The following is a 20,692-nucleotide window of genomic DNA, read 5'->3' as shown; positions in this document are numbered from 1 at the left end:
GGTAGGGTCGGGGGGTGGATGCGTTTCCGGTGCGGCTCCCCCTCGACGGGCATGACGGGGTCGTGCTGCGGCGGCTGGAGGAGGACGACTGGGGCGTCGAGCTGACGCTGGCCCGCGTCCACGACGTCCCGACCTGGACCATGTACCCGGCCGACCTCGACGAGGCGGGCGCCCGCCTCCGCGCCCAGCGCAACGTGCGCGCCGCCGACGGCCGCCACGGCATCCGGTACGTCATCGACGAGGCGGGCGACGCCCTCGGGACTGCCGGTTTCGGAAGGTCGGCGGACGGCTTCGAGGTCTTCTACGCCCTCCGCCCGGAGGCGCGCGGACGCGGGCTCGTCACCGGTGCCGTGGCCGCGCTCTCGGCGTGGCTCGGCGCCCAGGGCGAGCGCATCGTGTGGCTCAGCACCCTCGACGGGAACGCGGCCAGCGAGGCCGTCGCGGAGCGCTGCGGGTTCACGCGCTTCCGCTCGGGGACGCACGTCGACGGCCGCCCGCTCACGGTGTGGAGCCGTCGACTGGAGTAGCGAATACTTCGATGATTGACACGAAATCTATTTCATTTCAACAGCATTGAAACTGTTCCCAAACCGCGTCCCGTGGGGTTAAAGTGACGCATGAGCACTCCGAGGACGGGGCGGCCCATCGGCGGTCCCGAACATGCGCGACACGATGACTTCGTGGCGGTGCCCTACTTGCGTCAAGGGCAGCTCATCTCCCTGATCCGCTGGAGCCAGGTGAACGGCGAGTGGCGGTACACCACCATGCTCGCCCAGTACCTCCACCGCGACGAGGAGAGCTGGTACCTCGTGATCAACGGCCAGCGCGCCAAGATCAGCCGCGCCGAGTGGGCCATCTTCAACTGATCGGTTTTTCAACCGATCACGTGCGCCGCCAGTCGTCGGAGGGCAGGTGCGAGCCGGCCTGCGGACCCATCTGCAGCATCCCGCCGTCGACGGTCCACGACGCGCCCGTGACGTACGATGCGGCGGGCGAGGCCAGGAAGGCGATCACGGCGGCGACCTCCTCCGGGGCGCCGGGCCGGCCGAGCGGGACGCCCGGGCGGTGCACCTGGCGCGCGTCGACGTCTTCGGCGTCGTTCATCGGGGTGGCGATCTCGCCGGGCGCGACGGCGTTGCAGGTGATGCCGTACTCGCCGAGCTCCAGGGCGAGCGTCTTGAGGAGGCCGCCGAGGCCGTGCTTGGCGGCATCGTAGGCGGCGGAGCCGACCCGCGGCTGATGCTCGTGGACGCTGGTCACGCCGATGATCCGGCCGCCGCGGCCGGCGTCGACCATCCGCCGGGCGATCCGCTGGATGCAGGCGAACGGGCCGTCGAGGTCGGCCAGCAGCGTCCGCCGCCAGGTGTCCCAGTCGGTGTCGAAGAAGGGCGGCCCGCCGTTCACGCCCGCGTTGTTCACGAACACGTCGCAGCCGCCGAGCCGGTCCGCGAGCTCGTCGACGACGTCGGCGCAGGCGGGCGCGTCGGTGGTGTCGAGGCGCGTCACCTCGGCTCTGCGGCCCTCGGCGCGGACCAGGCGCGCCGTCTCCGCCGCGCCCTCCTCGTCGGAGTGCCACGTCACCCCGATGTCCATCCCGGCGCGGGCGAGGGCGACGGCGGTCGCCCTCCCGATGCCGGAGTCGGAGCCGGTCACGATGGCGGTGCGCGGGTCGGTCAGTTCCGGAGGGGTCATGCTCGCACCCTGCCCCCGGCCTCCGCGGGCGGCAAGGGGGATGAGAGCTCGCGGCGAGGGGTGTAAGACATGGAGGCATGACCATCCGCGCCGTGCTCTTCGACGTCGACGGCACCCTCGTCGACTCGAACTACCTCCACATCGACGCCTGGCAGCGGGCGTTCGCCGAGCTGGGCACGCCCGTCGACGCCTGGCGCGTCCACCGCGCCCTCGGCCGGGACTCGGGCCAGCTCCTGAGGGAGGTCGTGGGCGAGCGCGACGACGACTGGAACGACCGGGCACGGGCACTGCACGCGGAGAACATGCAGGAGCTTGCACCGCGGCTGCGGGCGTTCGACGGGGCCGCCGACCTGCTGCGCACGATCGCCGGCCGCGGCATCCGGGTCGTGCTCGCGACCTCCGCCTCCGAGGACGAACTGGCGATGCTGCGGCGCGCGATCGACGCCGACGACGCCGTGCACGCGGCCACCTCCGCCGACGACGTGGAACAGGCCAAACCCGACCCGGGCATCCTGGAGGTCGCCCTGCGCCGCGCGGACGCCACCGCCGCCGAGGCGCTGGTCGTCGGCGACTCGGTGTGGGACATGACGGCGGCGGGGCGGGCGGGGATCCGCTCGGTCGGCGTGCTCTGCGGCGGGGTCGGACCGGGCGAGTTGACGGACGCGGGGGCGCAGGAGGTCTTCGACGGGCCCGCCGCGGTGCTGGAGGCACTCGATCGGCTGCTCTGATTCGATCGGCTGCTCTGGTTCACCCGGCTGCTCTGAGCTGTGCGCTCCCGCCGCAGGCCATCTTGCCAAGCACACTCACTCGGGCGTTTGATGCTCACACAGAACGTCCACCGACGGAGGGAAGGCCATGTCCGCCAGCGAACTCGAGATGTCGAGCGTCCGCTACCCGTATCGGGAGCGCGTCTTCCACGTGGAGAAGAAGGCCCCGGGCGAGTGGGTCGTGCTGGACGAGTCGCACGCGGAGCTGGGGACTCTGATCCGGGTGTCCGCGGAGGGCGAGGAGCACGAGCCGGTCTTCGGCGCCATCCCGGTCGGCTACGTGGAGACGCTGCACGAGGGGTCGGACTGGAAGTTCCTGGTGGCCGCGCTCATCAACGAGGCCCTGGACGAGCCTCCCACGCCGTGGGTCGCCCACCCGGGCGAGGCCTGACCGCTTCCGGGGGCCCCTGCTCTCGGGGGCCGAGGGCCTTCACGGGGGCGGCGTACGATACCCGCAATGAACGCAGCGCTGCGCACGACGCTCGGCTGGGTGGCCGCGGTGCTGCTCAACCTCGGCGCCGTGCTGTTCGTGGTGGGGCTGATCGTGCCCCGCTCCGGCGACGCGTCGATCCTGGAGGTCGGGATCGGCATGCTCGTGGGCGGCGCGATCGTCGGCGGGGTGTGGCTGTACGGAAGCCGGCGCGCGGGGAGACGCTGACGCGCTGACTCCTTCGCGCGACATCGGAAAGCGGCCCCGCCCGGGATGACGATGGACGGGGCCGCGAGAGGACCGCGCGGCCGGGCGATCGGGTTCGGCGATCGCCGGTCGACCACGCGGCCGGTCTCTCAGTCCGGCGGCTCGGTGTTCTTCACGAGGTCCGGGTTGGACGGCTGCTGGGTCGGGTCGAAGTTCGCGGGCGGTGGCTCGGCGCCGCCTGAGCCCTCCGACGCGGGCCCCTGCGTGTCGCGCGTCGTCACGTCCTCGGCGCCCTCGGGCGCGACCCCGGTCTCGTGCGGAGCGGAGACGTCGCCGCCCTGCCCCTGCTCCTCTTCATCCGGCTCGGCGGCCTGCGCGTCGCGCTCGGCGCCGCCGTCCTGTCCGTCCGTGCCTGCCTGTCGCGTCCGGTCTCCGCTCTCGGAGCGCTCCGGGCCCTCGAAGCGCTCCGGATCGTCCTCGGCCGGCACGCCGAGGTCGTCGGTGTTCGGGAGTCCGCTGGTGTCGCTCATGGTCTGCCCTCCTCGCTGTAGGACGTGGCCGAGTCGTCGTCCTCGTCCATCGGACGGTCCGGGTCGAGGTCGGCGATCACGTCCTGGATCACGTTGTGGTCGGCAGTCGGCGTGGCGGCTCCGCCGTCGTCGCCGTCGAGGTCGCCGGCGAGCCCGTTGGTCGGGTCGTGCCCAGTGACCGCATCCCTGTCTTCATCCCTGTCTTCGCGCTGGTCGCTCATACCGGCCACGGAACGCCGGACCCCCGGGCGCCCGCAAGGGGGTTCACCGCGGCCGAAAGCGGCGTACCCTACCGGTTCGCCGCTGCCACGAGCTGGTCGAGCTGCTCCGCGGTGACCGGGCTGCCCGGGAACGCCGCCGCCCGTACCAGCGGGATGGACTCCGCCATCCGGCGCAGGCTCGGATCGTTGAGCATGGCGCCCATCCCCTGCGCCTCCGCGCTCTGGGCCAGGGCCGACATCAGGATGGGGCCGCCGACGGGGTGGCTCAGCCACTCGCCCAGCGTGGACTGGACGGTCAGCGGCGCTGCTCGGCCGTCGCCCGCGAGCGTCACGACGGCCGAGCCGCGCAGGTCGCGGGACGACGCCCCGACCTCCACGACGTAGTCGCCGCCCTCCACGGTCCAGCCGCCGAGCTCGATGTCGAAGTAGGCGAGGTCCTCTGCGGCCAGGTCGATCACAGCCGTCTCGGTGGCGCCGGCCGCGACGGCGAGATTCGCGAAGCCCTTCAGCTCGCGCACCGGCCGCTGCACCCGGGATGCCGGGACCGACACGTAGACCTGCACGACCTCCCGGCCGTCGCGGTCACCGGTGTTGGTGACGTCCACCGTCACGCGGATGCCGCCCTCGCCCGTGACCGTCGCGGTCGGAACGCCGAACGCGAACGTCGTGTACGACAGCCCGTGGCCGAACGGGAAGGAGACCGCGGCGTCGCGCGCGTCGAAGTCGCGGTAGCCGACGAAGAGGCCCTCGCCGTAGCGCACGTGGCCCTTCTCGCCGGGGAAGTTGAGGTACGAGGCGGTGTCCTCCAGCCGCAGCGGGATGGTCTCCGCGAGGCGTCCCGACGGGTTGACGACGCCGAACAGCACGTCCGCGATCGCGCCGCCGCCGGCCTGGCCGAGCAGCCAGCCCTCCACGATCGCGGGCACCCGGTCGGCCCAGCCGGAGACGCGTACGACGCCGCCGTTGGAGAGCACGACGGTCACGCGCGGATTCGCGGCGATGACGGCCTCCAGCAGGCCGGTCTGCGCGGGCGGCAGCTCGATGTGCTCACGGTCGAAGCCCTCCGACTCGTCCTCGCCCGGGAGGCCGAGGAACACCACGACATCGTCGGCGCCGGACGCGGCCGAGACGGCCTCCGCGGTCAGCGCCACCTCGTCGGAGTCCGCGCCGAGCGTGTAGCCGGGAGCGAAGACCACCGTCGCGTCGCCGGAGAGCGCGTGCAGCTCGTCCAGCGCGTTGTCCAGCCGGGTGGGGACGATCTGCGAGGAGCCTGCGCCCTGGTAACGGGGGGTGCGGGCGAACTCGCCGATCACCGCGATGGTGCGGGCGGCGTCCGCGGCGAGCGGGAGGACGCCCTCGTTCTTGAGCAGCACGACGCTGCGGCCGGCGACCTCCCTGGCCAGCGCGTGGTGCGCCTCCGCATCGTAGGTCGCGTCGCCGTCGGCTCCGGCGAGCGCCTTGCCGACCAGGTCGATCACGCGGTCCGCCGCGGTGTCGAGCACGGACTCCGGAAGCGAGCCGCCGCGCACGGCGGCGACGAGCTGCGCGTCGGTGACGCCGCCGCTGGACGGCATCTCCAGGTCGAGGCCGGCGACGAGCGCGCTCACCCGGTCGTTGACCGCGCCCCAGTCGGAGACGACCAGGCCGTCGAAGCCCCACTCGTCGCGGAGGACGGAGGTCAGCAGCCACGGGTCCTCGCTCGCGTAGACGCCATTGATGCGGTTGTAGGAGCACATGACCGTCCACGGCCGGGCGTGCGTGACGACGTGCTGGAAGCCGCGCAGGTAGATCTCCCGCAGCGGCCGCTCGTCCACGTCGGCGCTCACCCGCAGCCGGTCGGTCTCCTGGTTGTTGGCGGCGAAGTGCTTGAGCGAGGCGCCGACGCCCTGCGACTGGAGGCCGCGGACCAGGGCGGCGCCGAGCCGGCCGGAGACGATCGGGTCCTCGGAGAGGTACTCGAAGTTGCGCCCGCACAGCGGCGAGCGCTTGATGTTGATGCCCGGCCCGAGCAGCACGCCGACGCCCTCGGCCTTGGCCTCCTCGCCGAGTGCCGCCCCGACCCGCTCGAGGAGCTCGGCGTCCCAGGAGGAGCCGAGTGCGACCGCGGGCGGGAAGCAGGTGGCCGGGACGCTGTCCCCGATGCCGAGGTGGTCGCCGCCCTGCGCCTGCTTGCGCACGCCGTGCGGCCCGTCGGTCAGGTAGATCGACGGGATGCCGGCGCGCTCGACGCCCTCGGTCTCCCAGAAGCTGCGCCCGCTCGTGAGCGACGCCTTCTCCTCGACGGTGAGTTCGGATGCGCGGGGCAGGCTGTCGACCATGATTCTCCTTCGATACGGCCGCGGGTGTGGCAATACCTTACACCACTCGGTTTTATGGATCGGTGCGCGGACCGCCCGGCCGTCACAGGCGGCGCATGAGGTCGCGGAGGCCGGTCATGTACTGGGTGGAGGCCTGGTAGCCGGGATGCGTCGCCACCTTCACAAGGTAGAGCGGCGGCCCGAATTCGTCTGCCCCCCGGTCGATCTCGTTGTCCTTGAAGGACGCGTCCGGGAAGCCGAGGTAGTCGGTGCGCCGCCACAGGTTCACCCAGGCGATCTGGCCGTCCGACTGGGTCAGCAGCTCGCGCAGCGTCGGCTTGTCGCGTTCGGCGGGGTCGCGACCCCCCGACCCCTGCGCCCGGTGGTCCTCCACGACCTGCTTCAGCCACGGATCGGCCGACCACAGCGACGGCGCGCGGCTCGGGAGGGTGCCGAGCGCGGCCGGCCCGAACAGCTCGGGGAAGAAGCGGCCGAAGTAGGCGCGGAGCTGCGTGCCGTAGGTGAGCAGGCCGATGTTCTTGAGTCCGTCCTTGGTGTCGGCGCCGAGGGTGAAGATCGTGGACACGGCGAGGACCGCGCCGAGGCTGTGCGCGCTGACGACGACCTTGCGGCGCTGGCGCGTGGTCAGCGCCCGCAGCTCGTCGCGGGCGCGCTCCTCTGCGGTGCGGCGATCTCCCACCGTCCCCGCGCTCGCGGAGATGTCCGCCTCCAGCCAGGCGACGATGCGGTCGCGCAGCTCCGGGATGACGCGCTCCGCGTAGCAGGGCGGCCCGAACGGGTGGCCGGCGCGCGGCAGGAAGCACATCAGGTCCCACATCACGCCGATGGGGCGCTCCTTCGTCGTCAGCGCGTTCTCCGCGATGGTCACGACTGCCGCGACCGAGATCACCCCGAGCGCGGGGAGGGCGAGGTCGAGGAGCACCGGGCGCAGCGCTTGCGGGAGGGCGATGGCGGCCGTGACGCCGAGGGCCAGCAGTGCGGCGAGGACGCCGAGCACCGGCTCGCCGCGGTGGAACAGCGCGGCCGACCGGCGGGCGTTCAGCATCCGGAAGTCCAGCTTGCCTGCCGACTTCACCCGGGGAACGCGCCCGTCGCGGTAGCTGTGCAGCGGCTCGCGCAGCGCCCGGCCGCCGACGGTCTCCGGTGTCGTCAGCCGCGGCGTGGTCCGCATCCGCAGGAGCGCCACGACCAGGACGAAGAGGACGAGCAGGACGGCCATCACCGGCACCGTCTCACCGAAGGTGCGGTAGGCGACCGGGGTGGTCAGGCCGCCGGGGGTCAGCGGGCAGATCGGGGTCGGGCCGCCGTGCGAGGCGAGCGCGCACTGCGTGCCGAGCACGAGGAGGGTGGAGAGCAGCATGGCGGCCCCGAGCGAGAGCAGCATGATCACTCCCGGACCGGTGCCGCGCCAGCCCTCGTAGGCGAAGCTGCGGCGGCGCCCCATCGGCCAGAAGATCACCAGCCCGGCGAGCAGCACGGCCGAAAGGCCCGCGAGCAGGTACGCGGCGGTGGTGAGCGGCGCGATGTGCAGGTCCTTCGGGGTCGACACGACGGCGACCAGCAGGGCGACGCCGCCCACGGCGACCACCAGCACCGACAGCCAGCGCGGAACCCCGCGGCGCCAGCCGAGCGCCGAGAGGGCGATGGCGAGCAGGACGCCGAGGACGATGGAGGGCGCGATCACCAGCCCGAGGAACGACGGGGCATGCCCGACGGTGCGCACGGTGGGAGTCGCGACCGGCAGCGCGACGGCCACCGCGATCGAGACGTACACGCCGATCGCGGCCAGCAGCACCCAGCCGGCCACGGCCTCCCGCTGCCGCAGCTTCAACCGGATGAGCGAGTGCCGGCGGGCGTCCCGGACGGCCGGCTCGTCGCCCCGCATCGCCCGCTCGGCGCGGCCGCGCACGGTCGTGTGCACGTTGCGCACGACGAGCGCGACTACCACGATCAGCCCGGCCGCGGCCAGGCCGGCGCCCAGCGTCAGCCACCACCGCGACAGCAGCGGCGTGCTGGCCGGGTCCAGGCACTCCGGGGGGAGGTCCACGCCGGCGGGCGCGCACGTCCAGAACACCCCGTCCCAGCCGACCAGCAGCGCCATCAGGAAGAACGCCGCCGCCGTGTGCAGCAGCTCGCTCGGCGCCTTCACCCGGGTGATCCCCCAGAACCCGTCGGTCGCGAGCGGGCGGCGCGGGGTCGCCCCCTGGCCCTCCGTCACGCCGCTGAGGTCGCTCGCGGTCCGGATCTTCGCGACCGTCCCGAAGATCCCCGCCTCGTAGCGGGTGCGCGCCTAGTGCGAGACGAAGAACAGCAGCAGCACTCCCGCGATGGGGATCAGCGAGAGGAGGGCGACCCGGATGCCGCGGTGATCGAGCCCGGGCGACGTGAAGAACGCCGTCACCCAGCTGGGCAGCGCCGGGCACAGCGACGGCCGGGCCAGGCATTGCGTCCCGACCAGGTCCAGACTCACCGAGGCGAGCGCGCAGACGTAGAGGAGGGTCAGGCCGAGCGCGAACACCCGCAGCGACGCGGCGCCCCGTCCCGCCTGCCACTCGCCGGTGCGGGGCTGGTCCGGGATGCGGCGCGTCCAGTACGCCGTGTTGCACAGCCCGAACGGCAGGATCAGGAGCCAGGCGAGCTGTACGAAGAACTGCCCGATCGCCACGAGCGCACCTCCGCCGTAGCGGGCCAGCATCCCCCACGAGTAGGCCTCTCGGCGGATGACCGTCGGCGGCGTCGCGGGATCGGCCGGATCGGCCGGATCCGCGGTCGGGACGTAGAAGCCGCCGTTCTCGTCGGCCTGGTCCGGGCGCACGTCGCCGGGCGCGACGCCGAGCATCTCCGCCGGCGGCGTGTTCTTGATCCCGTGGATCCGCAACTCCAGGACGGTCGGCCCGCGCCTGGCGAAGACCGACGGCGACCGCGCCATGCCCGCAGAGTACCGGGGGGCGGACCGGGGCGTCTACAGCGAGTGCACGCCTGTGCAGACCTCTGGTCGCGCGGGCCGCGAAAGCGTAATCTCCTGCGTATGAGCAACCCTGAAGAGCCCACCGGCGACGCCCGCGAGAACCTCGAGGGCAGCTACACCGAGTCCGACGACGAAGGACCGCACGAGCGCACGGTCCACGGTCAGTACACCGAGACCGACGAGAACCCCGGCCCGGAGCCCGACGTCGAGGGGACGTACACCGACGTCGAGGAGCCCGCGGACGCGCCGGAGGGCGAGTACACCGAGGGCGACTACCGCGAGCCCTGAGCCTGTGAGCCCTGAGCGGCGAGCCCGGAAGGGGCTACCGCTCAGGCGTAGCGCTTGCGCGCCTTCTCGGCCTGCTTCTTGGCGGTCTTGCGCGCCTTCTTGACGTCCGGGTTGTTCCAGAACGCGGTCACCGACTCGACGATCTGGTCGTAGCGCTCCCGTCCGGCGCGGGAGCCCAGGATGTAGGCCGCAGCGATGACGATGAGCACGAAAAAGGTCTTGGGTCGCATGCCGCGACGATAGCCCTCAGCGCGTCGGCTGGGAAGGTCTGGGCGAGAGCCTCCGGAGGACGAGGTGCAGCGGCTCCGAAAGGAACATCAGGAAGAGCCAGAACATCCCGACCGCCGGCACGAGGACCGCCAGCACCAGGCTGACGGCGATGATGATGATCGCCGACCATCCGCGCGTGGAGTCCATCGCGCCGCGGGCCTCGTCGCGGACGAGCTCCGGACGGCGGGTGAGCACGACGCCGATGAGCTGCATCGTCAGCGCGATCGCCAGGAGGTTGCCGATGTAGAGGGCGTAGACCTCCGGCCGCCGGCCGTTGGTGTTCGAGAGCACGTTGGTCGTGAACGGCATGAACGCGATGGTCGCGAGCCAGAGGAAGTTGAGCCAGACGAGGGTCCCGTCGTAGCCGCGCACCCACTCGAACACCCGGTGGTGGACCATCCAGAAGCGCGCGATGACCGCGAACGAGATGGCGAAGGCGAGCAGTTGCCAGAAGTTGCGGGAGATGAACGTGCCGAAGCTCTCGTGGGCGATCTCGGATGCGGCATCCACGAGCGGCAGGATCAGCAGCGTGATCGCGATGGCAACGGTCGCGTCCGAGAAGTTGACCAGCCGGTCGAGCCCCCGCTCCGTCCGAATCACCGCCATACGCACATCATGCCCGAGTTCGGCGAGGATCGGTCAGACTGAGGGGATGCCGCATCTCAACACCGGTCCCGGCGAGTACGACCTCACCGCGAGCGCTCTCATCCTGCGCGAGCTGGAGGGGCGCACCCACGTGCTCGTGCACCGCCACCGCAAGCGCGGCCTGCTGATGCAGCCGGGCGGCCACGTCGAGCGCGCGGAGGACCCGTGGGCGGCGGTCGCCCACGAGCTGCGCGAGGAGTCCGGCTACGACCTGGAGCAGTTGCTGCTGCTCCAGCCCGCGCACCGGATCGAGCGCGCGGAGGGCATCGCCGTGCTGCCGACACCGCTGCTCGTCGACGTGCACCCGATCACCGACGAGCACGCGCACACCGACATCGTCTACGCCTTCGTCGCGACCACCGACCCGGCCGGCAGACCTGGCGAGGACGAGTCGCAGGAGCTGTACTGGCTGCCGGTGGACGAGCTGGACGGCCCGCAGCCCGCCGGCGACCTCGCGCCGGGGCTCGCGGAGGTCGTCCGCTACGCGAGCGACTCGATGAAGTCCTCGATGCTGGTCACGATCACGCCGCCGCGGGCGAACACCTTCGCGGTGAGCACCCGGTGGACCTCGGGGTCGGAGTCCCAGCAGCCGTCCTCCAGCACCACCAGCCGGTAGTCCCGGTCCGAGGCGTCGCGCACGGTCGAGAGGACGACGCCGCTCGTGGCGACCCCGGCGAGGACCAGGGTGTCGACCCCGCGGGCGTCGAGCTGCTCCTTCAGGTCGGTGGTGCTGAACGCGCCCACGCGCTTCTTGCGGACGACGATCTCGCCGTCCGCGGGCGCGATGCGCGGGTCGATCTGCGTCTCGGGACGGCTCGCGTCCAGCCGCTCGGCCGCGCCGGCGAAGCGCGAGCGCGACGGGACGACGGCCGCCTCCTCCGCGGTGAGGGCGACCCGGACGTAGCCGACGGTCATGCCCGCGGAACGGGCGGCCTCGCGAGCCCGCACGAGTCCGGCGAGGAAGGTGTCCGAGTCGGGCACGCGGCCGAGGATTCCCGGCTGCAGGTCCATGAGCAGGAGGGCGGTCGAGGCGGGGGTGAGGGCGAGGTCGTTCACATGGATAAACTACCTCGCTCTGTGCCGCCTACTTCGCCCGCGCCCGGTTGTTGCGCGGCTCGTGCGTCAGCTCGATCAGCCCCAGCTGCTCCAGCAGCGGCGGGAGGTACATCCCGAACCGGCCGCGGTAGCCCTTGCGCAGCCCGTACCAGCCGCCCACCGGGTTGACCGGGTCGCGGGCCCAGGCCTCGATCGTGCCGGCGACCACCGGCTTGTTCTCGTCCGCGGCGCCCAGCGGCACCCAGCCGCCCTGCTCCCGCAGCCACGCCGCGAGGTCGTCGATCGCGCTCGCGCGATAGCTGAGGCGTGTCGCGCCGACCTGGCAGACCAGCGCCGGCGGGTCGGCCTCGTCGTCGCGGTACATCGTGTACTCCGAGGTTCCCGGCGCCGTGGTCAGCCGCCACGGGTCGTCCTTCGTGCCTGCGCTCATGGTTCCTCCTGTGCTTCTGCGAGAAGTCTGGACCCGCTCAGTCGCAGGCGACCAGTACCGCGTCGCTCACATCGCTGAGGTGCCGGAGGGCGCGGCGGCGCTCGTCGGCCGTGTTGGTCAGGTAGGCCAGCACGATGTCCCGCACCGGGTCCGCCCAGACGTTGCAGATGCTGCTGCCGTTGTGGCCGAACGTGCGCGGGTCCGCACGGGAGCCGGTCGGCCGCGCCAGGCCGATCGGGCCGCCGAGCTGGAAGCCGTGCGCCCAGCGGACGGGGTGACCCATGATCCGGTCGGGCTCGCCGTCGCTGGAGACGGCCCGTGCGGCGGCGATGGTCTCCGGCCGGAGGACGCCCTCGCCGCCCGCGAGCAGCATCCGATAGAACTCGGCCAGCTCGCGGCCGTTGGTGCTCACCGCGGCGGCCGGCACCGGCACGGCGCGCGTGCGCGGCCGGTTGAAGAGGAGGGTGCGCGCTCGTTCGGGAGCGCTCAGCGCGCGCAGCGGGACGGCGCGCCCGGACTGAGCGACCGGGAGGCCGAGGGTCGTCTCGGTCAGTCCGGCGGGCCGCAGGAGGTTCTCGGCGATGAAGCGCTCCGGCGGCATCCCGGCGACCCGGCGCACCAGCTCGCCGAGGATGAAGCCGAAGCTCAGCACGTGATACCCCACTACCTCGCCCGCTGCCCAGCGCGGACGCGCGTCCTCGGCGGCCGCGACGGACCGCCGCGGGTCGGTCATCCGCACCGTGTCGCCCAGCAGGGTGCCGGTCGAGTACGGCACGCCTGCCCGATGCGTCAGGACGTGCCGAATGGTGATGTCGGACTTGCCGCCGCGCGCGTACGCCGGCCAGTGCGCGGCGACGGGGTCGTCCAGGCGCAGCATCCCGCGCTCGGCGAGCAGGTGGACGGCGAGCGCCACGAAGGGCTTGCTCACCGAGAACGTGTAGAACAGGGCGTCGCCGTCGCACCCGACCCGGCGGTCGAGGACGACCTCCCCACCATGGACCACGGTGAGCCACGACGCGCCCCCGCGGGCGTCCACGAGGTCGAGGACGCGGCGGAAGTCGGGCATGACCGCATCATCGCGTGCGGCGGGAACGCATGCAAGGCGTGGCTTTCCGCGGCCGCCCGAACACTTGCATTCGTCATCTGCCTACTGTATACAGAATACAGATCAACCGAAGCACCACCCACAGCACCACCCACAGCACCACCCACAGCAGAGACTCTCAAGGAACGAGGTACTCATGTCTCGCGTCGACTCAACGGTGAGAAGGGCGCTGGCCATCACGGCGGCCGCCGCATTGGCACTCGGGCTCGCTGCCTGCTCCGGCAACGGCGGCTCCGGCACCAAGACCGTCGTCTGGTCCACCTGGGGAACCCCCGAGGAACTCACCAGGTACAAGGAATTCGACACCCAGTTCATGAAGCAGCACCCCGACATCAAGGTCGTGCTGCAGCCGGTCGCCGACTACGGCGACTACCACACCAAGCTGCTCGCCGAGCTCGCCTCCGGCACCGCTCCGGACGTGTTCTACATCGGCGACGACAAGATCGGTCAGTTCGTCAACTCCAAGGCGCTGTTGCCGCTCACCTCGCTGATGAACTCGTCGGCGAGCAAGACCAAGCCGGCGGACTTCGCGCAGGGGCTGTTCGGCGCCACCAAGAAGGGCGACGAGCTCTACGCGGCGCCCAACGACTCCAACCCGGACGCGCTCTGGTACGACAAGGCCGCGTTGAAGAAGGCCGGCGTCACCGAGGATCCCGCGAAGCTCGCAGCCGAGGGCAAGTGGACGACCGCGGCCTTCCTCGACATGAACGAGAAGCTGCACAAGGCCGGGATGACCGGCTCGATGTTCTGGAACTATTGGTCTACGCACTACGGCTGGATCTCGTCGCAGGGCGGCAAGGGGTTCGACTCCAGCGGCAAGTTCGTCGCGAACACCGACCCGACCAGCGTCAAGGCGATGGACGTGCTGGCCAAGAACTTCCAGAACGGCACCTTCGTCGTGGCCGACACCCTCCCCACGGGCGCTGGCGCGGACAGCGTGTTCGTCACGCACAAGGCCGGCTTCTTCGTCCAGGGCCGCTACACGATCGGCACCGTGAAGGCCGCGGGCGACCCGGAGAACTACGACGTCGCGCCGTGGCCGACGCCCTCGGGCAAGGCCGCCCCGACCGGCGTCGCGGTCAGCTACCTCGCGATCAACGCCAAGACGAAGAACCAGGACGCCGCGTTCACGTTCTGGACGAACTTCCTGTCGGCCGAAGGCCAGACGTTCCGTCTCAAGGGCGGCGGCAACGCGGTCCCGTCGATCAAGGGCGCCGACTCGGTCGTCCTCGACGGCTACCCGGCGCACGCGCAGACCCTGCTCGACATGCGCGACATCGGGTTCGAGGACCCGACCACCGAGGCCTCCGTCTCCGGGCTGTCCAGCGACATCAGCGACAAGATGCTGGCGCTGTACCAGGGCAAGGAGTCCACGCAGGCCACCCTCGACGACGTCGCGAAGATGATCGCCGACAAGACCGGCGGCAAGTGAGGCGACGGACGTGAGCGCAGTGGGTCAGCAGGCCGTCAGCGAGGCGACAGTCGTCGCCGAGGCCGACCACGTCCCCGCGACGCCGGGCGGGCTCCGCAAGGAGTCCGCCTGGCGGCGTCGCGACCGGCGGTGGGGCTACGTCTTCGTCGGCCCGCAGCTGCTCGGGATGGCACTCTTCGTGGTCGTGCCGTTCGTGGCGAGCATGGTGCTCGCCTTCGCGCACTGGGACGGCCTCAACGACCTGAGCTGGGTCGGCTTCGAGAACTTCAGGACGGAGCTGACCGACCCGCTGTTCGGGAGGGCCATCCTCAACACCCTGCTGATCGCCGTCATCACGGTGCCGCTCGGCCTGGGGCTCGCCGTCGTGCTCGCGGTGGCGCTCGAACGCCTCAAGACGCGGACGCTCTACCTCATCCTCTTCTTCGCCCCGGTGGTCACCTCCTCCGTGGCCGTCGCGATGATCTGGCAGCAGCTCTTCCGCAAGGACGGCGTGATCAGCGGCTTCATCGCCTCCGTCTTCCACATCGCGCCGCCCGACTGGCTCGGCGACCCGCACCTGGCCCTGCTCGCCGTGTGCATCGTGACCATCTGGTCGTCGGTCGGCCTCAACGTGATCATCTTCCTGGCCGGCCTCCAGAACATCTCGCCCTCGGTGATCGAGGCCGCGCGGATCGACGGCGCCGGCGCGCTCACCCTGTTCTTCCGGGTGCGGCTGCCGCTTCTGTCGCCCATCATCTTCTTCTCGACGGTGATCGCGTTCATCAGCTCGCTGCAGACCTTCGACACCGTGTTCATCCTCACGGCGAACGCCGGGCCGGACAACGCGACCCGGACGATCGTCTACCACATCTACGACCTGGGCTTCGGAAAGTTCCAGTTCGGCCCCGCGAGCGCGGCCTCCATCATCCTGCTGATCATCACGCTGATCATCACGGGCATCCAGTTCACCGCGCAGAAGAAGTTCGTCCACTACGAGGATGGTGCAGCATGACCACCGCAGAGCTCCGGACGCCGACGCCCACGCCGACCTCGGCCTCCGCGCCCCGGCCGCCGCGCACCGGACGCGCCGCCGCGCGTGCCCGCAAGACCGTCCTCCACGTCGTGCTGCTCGCCGGCGGGATCGCGATGGTGTTCCCGTTCCTGTGGATGCTGGTCACCTCGTTCAAGTCGCTCCCGCAGCTGCTGAACGACCCGCTGAGCTTCTGGCCGCAGCCGTTCACGCTGCAGAACTACGTGGACGCCTGGAACGACGTGCCGTTCGGTTCCGCCTACTGGAACACCATCTACATCGCCGTGCTCGTCGTCGCCGGCACGCTGGTCACCGCCGCGATGGCCGGGTACGCGTTCGCTCGCATCCCCTTCCGCGGCAGCCGGGTGCTGTTCGTGCTCTTCCTGGCGACGCAGATGATCCCGATGCAGGTGACGCTCATCCCGTTCTACTTCCTGATGGCGAAGCTCGGCTGGGTGGACTCGCACCTGGCGCTGATCGTGCCGGCCGCGCTCGCCAACCCGTTCGCGGTGTTCCTGATGCGCCAGTTCGTGCTCTCGCTGCCGAAGGAGCTGGAGGAGGCCGCGATCGTCGACGGCGCCGGACGCTGGCGGATCTTCTGGAGCATCATCCTCCCCAACCTCCGGCCCGGCCTCGGCGCGCTCGCGATCATCGTGGCGCTGAGCACCTGGAACAACTTCCTGCTGCCGCTGGTGATCCTCAACACCCAGGACCTGTTCACGGTGCCGCTGCTGCTGCAGAGCTTCCGCGGGCAGTTCGGGTCGGTGAACTACGGCCTCATCATGGCGGCGTCGGCCATCGCGACCGTCCCGATGCTGATCGCGTTCGTGATCGGACAGCGGCGCATCCTGAACAGCATGGCGGCGTCGGGGCTGGGCGGACGGTGAGCGGGGTCGTGGCCGATCCTCGAGCCGTCGGCGACCGGGTTTCGCCGTTCCTCGACCTGGTGTCGGCGCCGTTCACGCTACCGGGGTCGCGGATCCTGGTGTTCCGGGACGGGGACGGCCTGACCATCCGGCTCGCGGAGTACGAGCGCGACCTGGACGACTGCGTGCTGGTGCGGACGCTGCGGGTGTTCGACGGCGAGGGACATCCGGCCCCGGTCTCGACCGTGCGTCCCGACCGGATCGCATTCGGCGACGTGACGCTCACCTTCGACGGGCCGTCAGCCCTGAGCGTCGGCGGCGACGGGTCGTGGAGCGTGGAGGTCGACCTCCCGTCCGGCGACGCTCCCCTCCGGCTCACCTCGGCCGACGGCGCCGTGCGGATCGCCGCAGACGGGATCTCGCGCGGCGCCGCCCACGACGGCGCCCTCGCCGCGACCGCGCGGGTCTGGGACGACTGGCTCGCCCGCACCCCGGCCGTCCGCGCCGACCTCGTCGACATGACCGCATTCTGCTGGTGGGTGCTCGGGGCGAACATCGTCTCGCTGCCCGGCCGCGGCGCCCGCGCGGTCGTGCCCTCGAAGATCGGCGACGTCGGGCTCTGGCAGTGGGACGCGTACTTCATCGCGTCCGGCCTGCGGCACGGCGACCCCGAGCTGGCACGCGAGCAGCTGGAGTTGGCGTTCGGGTATGCGGGGGCCGACGGGCAGCTCCCGGACGTCGTGCACGACGAGGGCATCCTCGCGTCGAGCGACGACCTCCCGCCGGGCGACCGCGACACCCTGCGCCGAGCGGGCTCCGCGATCGCGGACCCGACCGCGCCCATCCCGCTGACCAAGCCGCCGCTCGCCGCCTGGGCGCTGCGCCGGCTGGAGGGCTACGTGGACGACCCGGCGTTCTTCGACGCATCGTGGGGGGCCGTCGCCCGCAGCCAGGAGTGGTGGTTCGCGCGCTCCGACCTCGACGGCGACGGGATGCCGGAGTACGGCCACCCGTACTCGTCGGGGCTGGACGACAGCCCGGTCTTCGACGCCGAACTGCCGGTGGCCTCCCCGGACCTCGCGGCCTACTTGATCCTGCAGGACGACCTGCTGGCGGCGCGCGCCCGGGAGGTCGGCGATGCGGAGGCCGCCTCTCGCCACGCCGCGCGCGCCTCCCGGACCCTGGCGCTGTTGGAGTCGATGTGGGACGAGTCGGAGGGCTACTTCCGCTCGTACGGCGCCGGCTCCCCGATCGACGCCGAGACGGCCGTCTCGCTGCTGCCGCTGCTGACCGGCCGCCTGCCGGGCCGCTACGTGGCCGGCATCCTCGCGGCGCTGGACGACCCGGCCCGTTTCGCCACCACCTGGAGCGTGCCCACCGTGGCGCGCCGGGAGGCCTCCTACTCGGACGTGCGGATGTGGCGCGGCCCGGTCTGGGTCAACGTCAACGCGCTGCTGGCGGAGGGCCTGGCGGTCTCCGGGCACGCTGACCGCGCACGTGCGCTCATCGAGGAGACGCTGCGGCTGGTCATGCACGGCGGCGGCCCGCAGGAGTACTACAACCCGTCGACGGGCGCCAAGGCGCCGCGCGCGACCACCGCGTTCGGATGGTCGGCGGCGCTGTTCGTGGACCTGGCGGTGTCGGTGTCGGCGTGACGGCGCGTCCGGCGGCGCGTTCGGCCGGGATGCGACTCCTCTCCCTACGATGGGCGGGGTGAACTCGCATCTCTCCTGCATCGGATTCGACGTCGCGGACGTCGGCGAATTCGAGGCCCTCGTCGTCCGGCTGATGGAACGTGCGTACTCGCTCGGCACGGCCGACGGCGTCGAGGTCCTCCGCTGGGAGGACCCGAGCGGCGCGCATCACCGTGGGGCGGGCCCGCACCGGGATCGTCGACTTCCTGCCGTCGTTTGCGGGGACACCGGGGGTGGAGCTCGTGGACTGCCGTCCCGTCAGCAGCGAGGTCGTAACCGCCGTCGTCGTTGACGACGATGGCGACCAGACGACGGCTATGACCTTCGAGCTGGAGCAGCGCCGAGCGCTCGGTCGGGACGGGAGCTACTCCGGGTCGGCGGCCGTCACGGCGTTCGGGATGACGGCGGAGTTCTTCCCGGATGCCGACGCGTTCGCACGGTCGGAGCGCAGCCTCCTCGATCCCGCCACCGCGGACGATCCTGCGCCGGACCAATACGTGGAGAACGGCTTGATGTGGCCGCCGAAAATGGCGCCAGAGTCGTTCATCTCGTGGGGCGCGTTCCCTGGGGGCGATGACGCTGTGGCCGACGCCCGCCTGAACGGCGTCGTGCTCAGCGCAGAGCGGCGGCGGAACGTCGCGACCGGTCGGCGCTTCCTGGCCGCGCGCGTCGCGTGCCTGGGATTCGAAGTCGACCTGGTGACCGAGTGGGAACACGAGGACGTCCCGGCGCCCGGATCCATCGTCGCGACCGATACCTTCCTGGTCGCATCGATCGACACGCTCACTTTCAGCGGACCGACGAGCGCTCCCCGACGCCGCTGGTCCCTCTTCGGACGTTAAGCGGTCAGCTCGACCACGCTCGACGTCTCCACGCCGCGCCCGACCTCGAAGTCCACGGCGGCGTCACCTGACGCGACGGTGTAGCTCCCGGCGACGCCGTCCACTCGGATCCGCCCGGCGTCGTCGGTGCGCACCCGCGTCGGCGGCGTCCACCACTCGCCGCGGATCAACCGCTCGAGCACGTCGTACGACGGCTTCGGTGAGCCGTCGGCGCGCACGATCCCCGACGGCGCGCCCAGCCAGGCGCCGGCGTCCGTGAAGCCCCAGTAGGTGAGCGACTCGACGGCGGGGTGGCCGTAGAGCGAGCGGTAGTGGCGCTCGATGTCGTCGGCCTGCCGGGCCTCCCCCTCGGGCGTCGTCGGCCACGCGTCGACCCGGTAGTCGTTGAGGTCCTCGATCTCGAGCGGCATGAGGTCGCCGGAGACGAAAGTCGTCTCCGTGAGCTGCAACGGGAGGCCGAACCGGGCGAAGCGGTCCACGATCGACAGGATCTCCTCCTCGCCGCGGTAGCCCTGATGCATGTGGGTCTGGAGGCCGATCGCGTCGATGCGCACACCGCCGTCGAGCGCCTCCTCGATCACCCGTTCGTAGTCCGGCGACAGGTCGAAGTCGTTGATCACGAAGGTCGCGGCCGGGTTCGCCGCTCGCGCCTCCTCGAAGGCCAGCCGGATCAGGTACTGGCGTCCACGGCTCGCCGCGAGGGGCGTGATCGCGTTGTCGCCGTTGTCGAAGACGGGCATGATGACGGTCTCGTTGATCGCGTCCCAGAGCTGGATGACGTCGGCGAAGTCCGCGACCACCTCGCGCACGTGCGCCCGGAGCAGCGGCTCCACCTCGTCGTCGCCGACCGCCATCAGCCAGTCGGGCTGCACGGTGTGCCAGACCAGCGGGTGGCCCTTCACGCGCACGCCCTGCCCCACCAGCCAGGCGGCGGTCTCGTGGAGGCGTGCCGAACCCGAACGCGTGCGCGCGCTGCTCGACCGTCACCTCGCGGTCGGCGAGCGGCGAGCCGTCCGCGCCGAGGAGGGTGACGACCGTGCTTCCGGTGCGATGGGCGGGCGCGGACGTGGGACTGCTGACGACCTCCATGCGCCCACGCTACCGGGGCGACGTCAGCTCAGCCGCTCCCACTTGATGCCGGCGTCGCCCAGCAGCCGGCGCATCCCGTTCGTCCAGTTCTCCGCCAGCGCGGCCTTCGCAGCCGGGACGTCCCGCTCCACGAGGTGGCGGGCGATCTGCGCGTGCTCCTCGGCCGAGCGCTCCACCAGCACATCGTCGCCGACGAGGAGGCTCTCGTAGCGGTGGATCGCGCTGCGGACCTGGGCGATCTGGTCCAGCAGCGTGCGGTTGGGGCAGGCGCTGAGCATGAGGTTGTGCCACTCGTCGTCCTTGCGGTTGACGATGGCGTGCTCGGCGAGGTCGGCGGAGAACGCCGCGGCCAGGGCGGCGAGGCGTTCGCCGAGGGCGGCCAGCTCGTCGACCGGGGACAGGTCGAGCGCGAGACCCTCCAGGGTGACGATGATCGGGCAGAGGTCCTCGAACTCCTGCGCGCTCAGCGGGACGAAGCGGAAGCCTTTTCCGTTCTCGCTCTCGATCTGGCCTTCGCTCTCCAGGGCGATCAGGGCCTCCCGCAGCGGGGTCCGTGAGACGCCGAGCTCGGCGGCGAGCTGGACCTCGTTGATGCTCTCCCCCGGGCGGACATCGCCGGCGCGCATCCGGGCGAGGAGCTCCTCGCGCACCTGGGAACGCAGATTCTTGCGCTCGATCGCCATGTGACCCTCCCGGCCGGACTCGTGGTCGCCAGCTTAGGGGTTGACCCGTCGCTTCGATCCCTTTAGCGTTACTGTATACAGAATACAGTCGACACGTCCGCGACACAAGAAGTCGACCCCAGAAGTCGAACCAGACACGCACAAGGAGAC

24 protein-coding genes and 1 pseudogene are annotated in these 20,692 nt (G+C 71.4%); 12 read left to right on the top strand and 13 right to left on the bottom strand.

What is annotated here, in order from left to right:
- Positions 1-14 precede the first annotated feature (14 nt).
- The gene (locus tag ABIA36_RS08485; RefSeq protein WP_369961856.1) at positions 15-527 is read left to right on the top strand and encodes a GNAT family N-acetyltransferase; all 513 of its coding nucleotides are present in this window, start codon (positions 15-17) and stop codon (positions 525-527) included.
- A gap of 153 nt (positions 528-680) precedes the next feature.
- Positions 681-866, top strand: coding sequence for a hypothetical protein (locus ABIA36_RS08480; protein WP_369961855.1), 186 nt, complete (start codon positions 681-683; stop codon positions 864-866).
- Between the two features lie 16 nt (positions 867-882).
- Here ABIA36_RS08480 and ABIA36_RS08475 read toward each other — a convergent pair whose 3' ends face one another.
- Positions 883-1,692, bottom strand: a complete 810-nt coding sequence (locus ABIA36_RS08475; protein ID WP_369961854.1) for an SDR family oxidoreductase — start codon at positions 1,690-1,692, stop codon at positions 883-885.
- Between the two features lie 77 nt (positions 1,693-1,769).
- Between ABIA36_RS08475 and ABIA36_RS08470 the strand changes: the two genes are divergently transcribed.
- From ABIA36_RS08470 to ABIA36_RS08460, 3 genes are all read left to right on the top strand, one after another.
- On the top strand, positions 1,770-2,420 hold the full coding sequence (locus ABIA36_RS08470) for an HAD family hydrolase (protein ID WP_369961853.1): 651 nt from the start codon (positions 1,770-1,772) through the stop codon (positions 2,418-2,420).
- A gap of 127 nt (positions 2,421-2,547) precedes the next feature.
- A complete protein-coding gene (locus ABIA36_RS08465; RefSeq protein ID WP_369961852.1) occupies positions 2,548-2,850 on the top strand; it encodes a hypothetical protein in 303 nt (100 codons plus the stop codon).
- Between the two features lie 66 nt (positions 2,851-2,916).
- Positions 2,917-3,117: a hypothetical protein gene (locus ABIA36_RS08460; protein ID WP_369961851.1), complete on the top strand. Its 201-nt coding sequence runs from the start codon at positions 2,917-2,919 to the stop codon at positions 3,115-3,117.
- Positions 3,118-3,245: 128 nt separating this feature from the next.
- Here ABIA36_RS08460 and ABIA36_RS08455 read toward each other — a convergent pair whose 3' ends face one another.
- The 5 genes from ABIA36_RS08455 to ABIA36_RS08435 all read right to left on the bottom strand — a co-directional run bounded on the left by ABIA36_RS08455 (position 3,246) and on the right by ABIA36_RS08435 (position 9,094).
- Complete coding sequence (locus tag ABIA36_RS08455; RefSeq protein WP_369961850.1) at positions 3,246-3,626, bottom strand: hypothetical protein; 381 nt, start codon at positions 3,624-3,626, stop codon at positions 3,246-3,248.
- Complete coding sequence (locus ABIA36_RS08450) at positions 3,623-3,847, bottom strand: hypothetical protein (protein WP_369961848.1); 225 nt, start codon at positions 3,845-3,847, stop codon at positions 3,623-3,625. Before ABIA36_RS08450 ends, ABIA36_RS08455 begins: the two co-directional genes overlap by 4 nt.
- A gap of 68 nt (positions 3,848-3,915) precedes the next feature.
- Positions 3,916-6,165 carry a glycoside hydrolase family 3 C-terminal domain-containing protein gene (locus tag ABIA36_RS08445; RefSeq protein WP_369961847.1) on the bottom strand — a complete coding sequence of 750 codons (2,250 nt, stop codon included), beginning with the start codon at positions 6,163-6,165 and terminating at the stop codon, positions 3,916-3,918.
- 82 nt (positions 6,166-6,247) lie between these two features.
- Positions 6,248-8,383, bottom strand: coding sequence for a hypothetical protein (locus tag ABIA36_RS08440; protein WP_369961846.1), 2,136 nt, complete (start codon positions 8,381-8,383; stop codon positions 6,248-6,250).
- Between the two features lie 72 nt (positions 8,384-8,455).
- Entirely contained in the window at positions 8,456-9,094 is a 639-nt protein-coding gene (locus ABIA36_RS08435) for a hypothetical protein (protein ID WP_369961845.1), read from the bottom strand.
- Between the two features lie 99 nt (positions 9,095-9,193).
- Between ABIA36_RS08435 and ABIA36_RS08430 the strand changes: the two genes are divergently transcribed.
- Positions 9,194-9,421 (top strand): hypothetical protein, encoded by a 228-nt coding sequence (locus ABIA36_RS08430; RefSeq protein WP_369961844.1) that lies wholly within the window; start codon positions 9,194-9,196, stop codon positions 9,419-9,421.
- A gap of 41 nt (positions 9,422-9,462) precedes the next feature.
- Here the strand turns inward: ABIA36_RS08430 and ABIA36_RS08425 are convergent, their stop codons facing one another.
- Together ABIA36_RS08425 and ABIA36_RS08420 are read right to left on the bottom strand one after the other, a co-directional pair.
- Complete coding sequence (locus ABIA36_RS08425; RefSeq protein ID WP_369961843.1) at positions 9,463-9,651, bottom strand: hypothetical protein; 189 nt, start codon at positions 9,649-9,651, stop codon at positions 9,463-9,465.
- Between the two features lie 16 nt (positions 9,652-9,667).
- Positions 9,668-10,297 (bottom strand): TMEM175 family protein, encoded by a 630-nt coding sequence (locus ABIA36_RS08420; RefSeq protein ID WP_369961842.1) that lies wholly within the window; start codon positions 10,295-10,297, stop codon positions 9,668-9,670.
- Between ABIA36_RS08420 and ABIA36_RS08415 the strand changes: the two are divergent.
- Positions 10,230-10,796, top strand: a pseudogene (locus ABIA36_RS08415) (NUDIX hydrolase); the annotation flags it as partial. The gene ABIA36_RS08420 and the pseudogene ABIA36_RS08415 sit on opposite strands and share 68 nt — an antisense overlap.
- A gap of 20 nt (positions 10,797-10,816) precedes the next feature.
- On the opposite strand, the gene ABIA36_RS08410 reads toward ABIA36_RS08415, so the two are convergent.
- From ABIA36_RS08410 to ABIA36_RS08400, 3 genes are read right to left on the bottom strand one after another with little or no spacing between them, the layout of a single operon-like run.
- Complete coding sequence (locus ABIA36_RS08410) at positions 10,817-11,392, bottom strand: cysteine hydrolase family protein (protein ID WP_369961841.1); 576 nt, start codon at positions 11,390-11,392, stop codon at positions 10,817-10,819.
- 28 nt (positions 11,393-11,420) lie between these two features.
- Positions 11,421-11,822: a DUF6855 family protein gene (locus ABIA36_RS08405; RefSeq protein WP_369961840.1), complete on the bottom strand. Its 402-nt coding sequence runs from the start codon at positions 11,820-11,822 to the stop codon at positions 11,421-11,423.
- Positions 11,823-11,859: 37 nt separating this feature from the next.
- On the bottom strand, positions 11,860-12,888 hold the full coding sequence (locus ABIA36_RS08400; RefSeq protein WP_369961839.1) for a serine hydrolase domain-containing protein: 1,029 nt from the start codon (positions 12,886-12,888) through the stop codon (positions 11,860-11,862).
- Between the two features lie 175 nt (positions 12,889-13,063).
- Here ABIA36_RS08400 and ABIA36_RS08395 point away from each other — a divergent pair, with 175 nt between their 5' ends.
- From ABIA36_RS08395 to ABIA36_RS08375, 5 genes are all read left to right on the top strand, one after another.
- The gene (locus ABIA36_RS08395) at positions 13,064-14,359 is read left to right on the top strand and encodes a sugar ABC transporter substrate-binding protein (protein WP_369961838.1); all 1,296 of its coding nucleotides are present in this window, start codon (positions 13,064-13,066) and stop codon (positions 14,357-14,359) included.
- A gap of 10 nt (positions 14,360-14,369) precedes the next feature.
- Complete coding sequence (locus ABIA36_RS08390) at positions 14,370-15,350, top strand: carbohydrate ABC transporter permease (RefSeq protein ID WP_369961837.1); 981 nt, start codon at positions 14,370-14,372, stop codon at positions 15,348-15,350.
- Positions 15,347-16,255, top strand: a complete 909-nt coding sequence (locus ABIA36_RS08385; protein WP_369961836.1) for a carbohydrate ABC transporter permease — start codon at positions 15,347-15,349, stop codon at positions 16,253-16,255. Before ABIA36_RS08390 ends, ABIA36_RS08385 begins: the two co-directional genes overlap by 4 nt.
- An 8-nt stretch (positions 16,256-16,263) precedes the next feature.
- Positions 16,264-17,889 carry an amylo-alpha-1,6-glucosidase gene (locus ABIA36_RS08380; protein ID WP_369961835.1) on the top strand — a complete coding sequence of 542 codons (1,626 nt, stop codon included), beginning with the start codon at positions 16,264-16,266 and terminating at the stop codon, positions 17,887-17,889.
- Positions 17,890-18,245: 356 nt separating this feature from the next.
- The gene (locus ABIA36_RS08375; RefSeq protein ID WP_369961834.1) at positions 18,246-18,770 is read left to right on the top strand and encodes a hypothetical protein; all 525 of its coding nucleotides are present in this window, start codon (positions 18,246-18,248) and stop codon (positions 18,768-18,770) included.
- On the opposite strand, the gene ABIA36_RS08370 is transcribed toward ABIA36_RS08375, so the two are convergent.
- On the bottom strand, positions 18,767-19,678 hold the full coding sequence (locus tag ABIA36_RS08370; protein ID WP_369961833.1) for an endo-1,4-beta-xylanase: 912 nt from the start codon (positions 19,676-19,678) through the stop codon (positions 18,767-18,769). The two genes, ABIA36_RS08375 and ABIA36_RS08370, sit on opposite strands and share 4 nt — an antisense overlap.
- 204 nt (positions 19,679-19,882) lie before the next feature.
- Positions 19,883-20,542, bottom strand: a complete 660-nt coding sequence (locus tag ABIA36_RS08365) for a GntR family transcriptional regulator (RefSeq protein ID WP_369961832.1) — start codon at positions 20,540-20,542, stop codon at positions 19,883-19,885.
- Between the last annotated feature and the right edge of the window lie 150 nt (positions 20,543-20,692).

The sequence above is a fragment of the Leifsonia sp. EB34 genome (assembly GCF_041260585.1).
Classification (GTDB): domain Bacteria; phylum Actinomycetota; class Actinomycetes; order Actinomycetales; family Microbacteriaceae; genus Leifsonia.
The sequence above is the reverse complement of the archived record's forward strand: the minus strand, read 5'-3'. Positions and strand labels throughout refer to the sequence as shown.

Coding starts and splice junctions, on each gene's coding strand:
- ABIA36_RS08465 (WP_369961852.1), top strand. CDS start 2,548: ATGTCCGCCAGCGAACTCGAGATGTCGAGCGTCCGCTACCCGTATCGG.
- ABIA36_RS08450 (WP_369961848.1), bottom strand. CDS start 3,847: ATGAGCGACCAGCGCGAAGACAGGGATGAAGACAGGGATGCGGTCACT.
- ABIA36_RS08395 (WP_369961838.1), top strand. CDS start 13,064: ATGTCTCGCGTCGACTCAACGGTGAGAAGGGCGCTGGCCATCACGGCG.
- ABIA36_RS08435 (WP_369961845.1), bottom strand. CDS start 9,094: ATGGCGCGGTCGCCGTCGGTCTTCGCCAGGCGCGGGCCGACCGTCCTG.
- ABIA36_RS08445 (WP_369961847.1), bottom strand. CDS start 6,165: ATGGTCGACAGCCTGCCCCGCGCATCCGAACTCACCGTCGAGGAGAAG.
- ABIA36_RS08405 (WP_369961840.1), bottom strand. CDS start 11,822: ATGAGCGCAGGCACGAAGGACGACCCGTGGCGGCTGACCACGGCGCCG.
- ABIA36_RS08460 (WP_369961851.1), top strand. CDS start 2,917: ATGAACGCAGCGCTGCGCACGACGCTCGGCTGGGTGGCCGCGGTGCTG.
- ABIA36_RS08365 (WP_369961832.1), bottom strand. CDS start 20,542: ATGGCGATCGAGCGCAAGAATCTGCGTTCCCAGGTGCGCGAGGAGCTC.
- ABIA36_RS08425 (WP_369961843.1), bottom strand. CDS start 9,651: ATGCGACCCAAGACCTTTTTCGTGCTCATCGTCATCGCTGCGGCCTAC.
- ABIA36_RS08430 (WP_369961844.1), top strand. CDS start 9,194: ATGAGCAACCCTGAAGAGCCCACCGGCGACGCCCGCGAGAACCTCGAG.
- ABIA36_RS08455 (WP_369961850.1), bottom strand. CDS start 3,626: ATGAGCGACACCAGCGGACTCCCGAACACCGACGACCTCGGCGTGCCG.
- ABIA36_RS08470 (WP_369961853.1), top strand. CDS start 1,770: ATGACCATCCGCGCCGTGCTCTTCGACGTCGACGGCACCCTCGTCGAC.
- ABIA36_RS08475 (WP_369961854.1), bottom strand. CDS start 1,692: ATGACCCCTCCGGAACTGACCGACCCGCGCACCGCCATCGTGACCGGC.
- ABIA36_RS08375 (WP_369961834.1), top strand. CDS start 18,246: ATGACCTTCGAGCTGGAGCAGCGCCGAGCGCTCGGTCGGGACGGGAGC.
- ABIA36_RS08385 (WP_369961836.1), top strand. CDS start 15,347: ATGACCACCGCAGAGCTCCGGACGCCGACGCCCACGCCGACCTCGGCC.
- ABIA36_RS08400 (WP_369961839.1), bottom strand. CDS start 12,888: ATGCCCGACTTCCGCCGCGTCCTCGACCTCGTGGACGCCCGCGGGGGC.
- ABIA36_RS08420 (WP_369961842.1), bottom strand. CDS start 10,297: ATGGCGGTGATTCGGACGGAGCGGGGGCTCGACCGGCTGGTCAACTTC.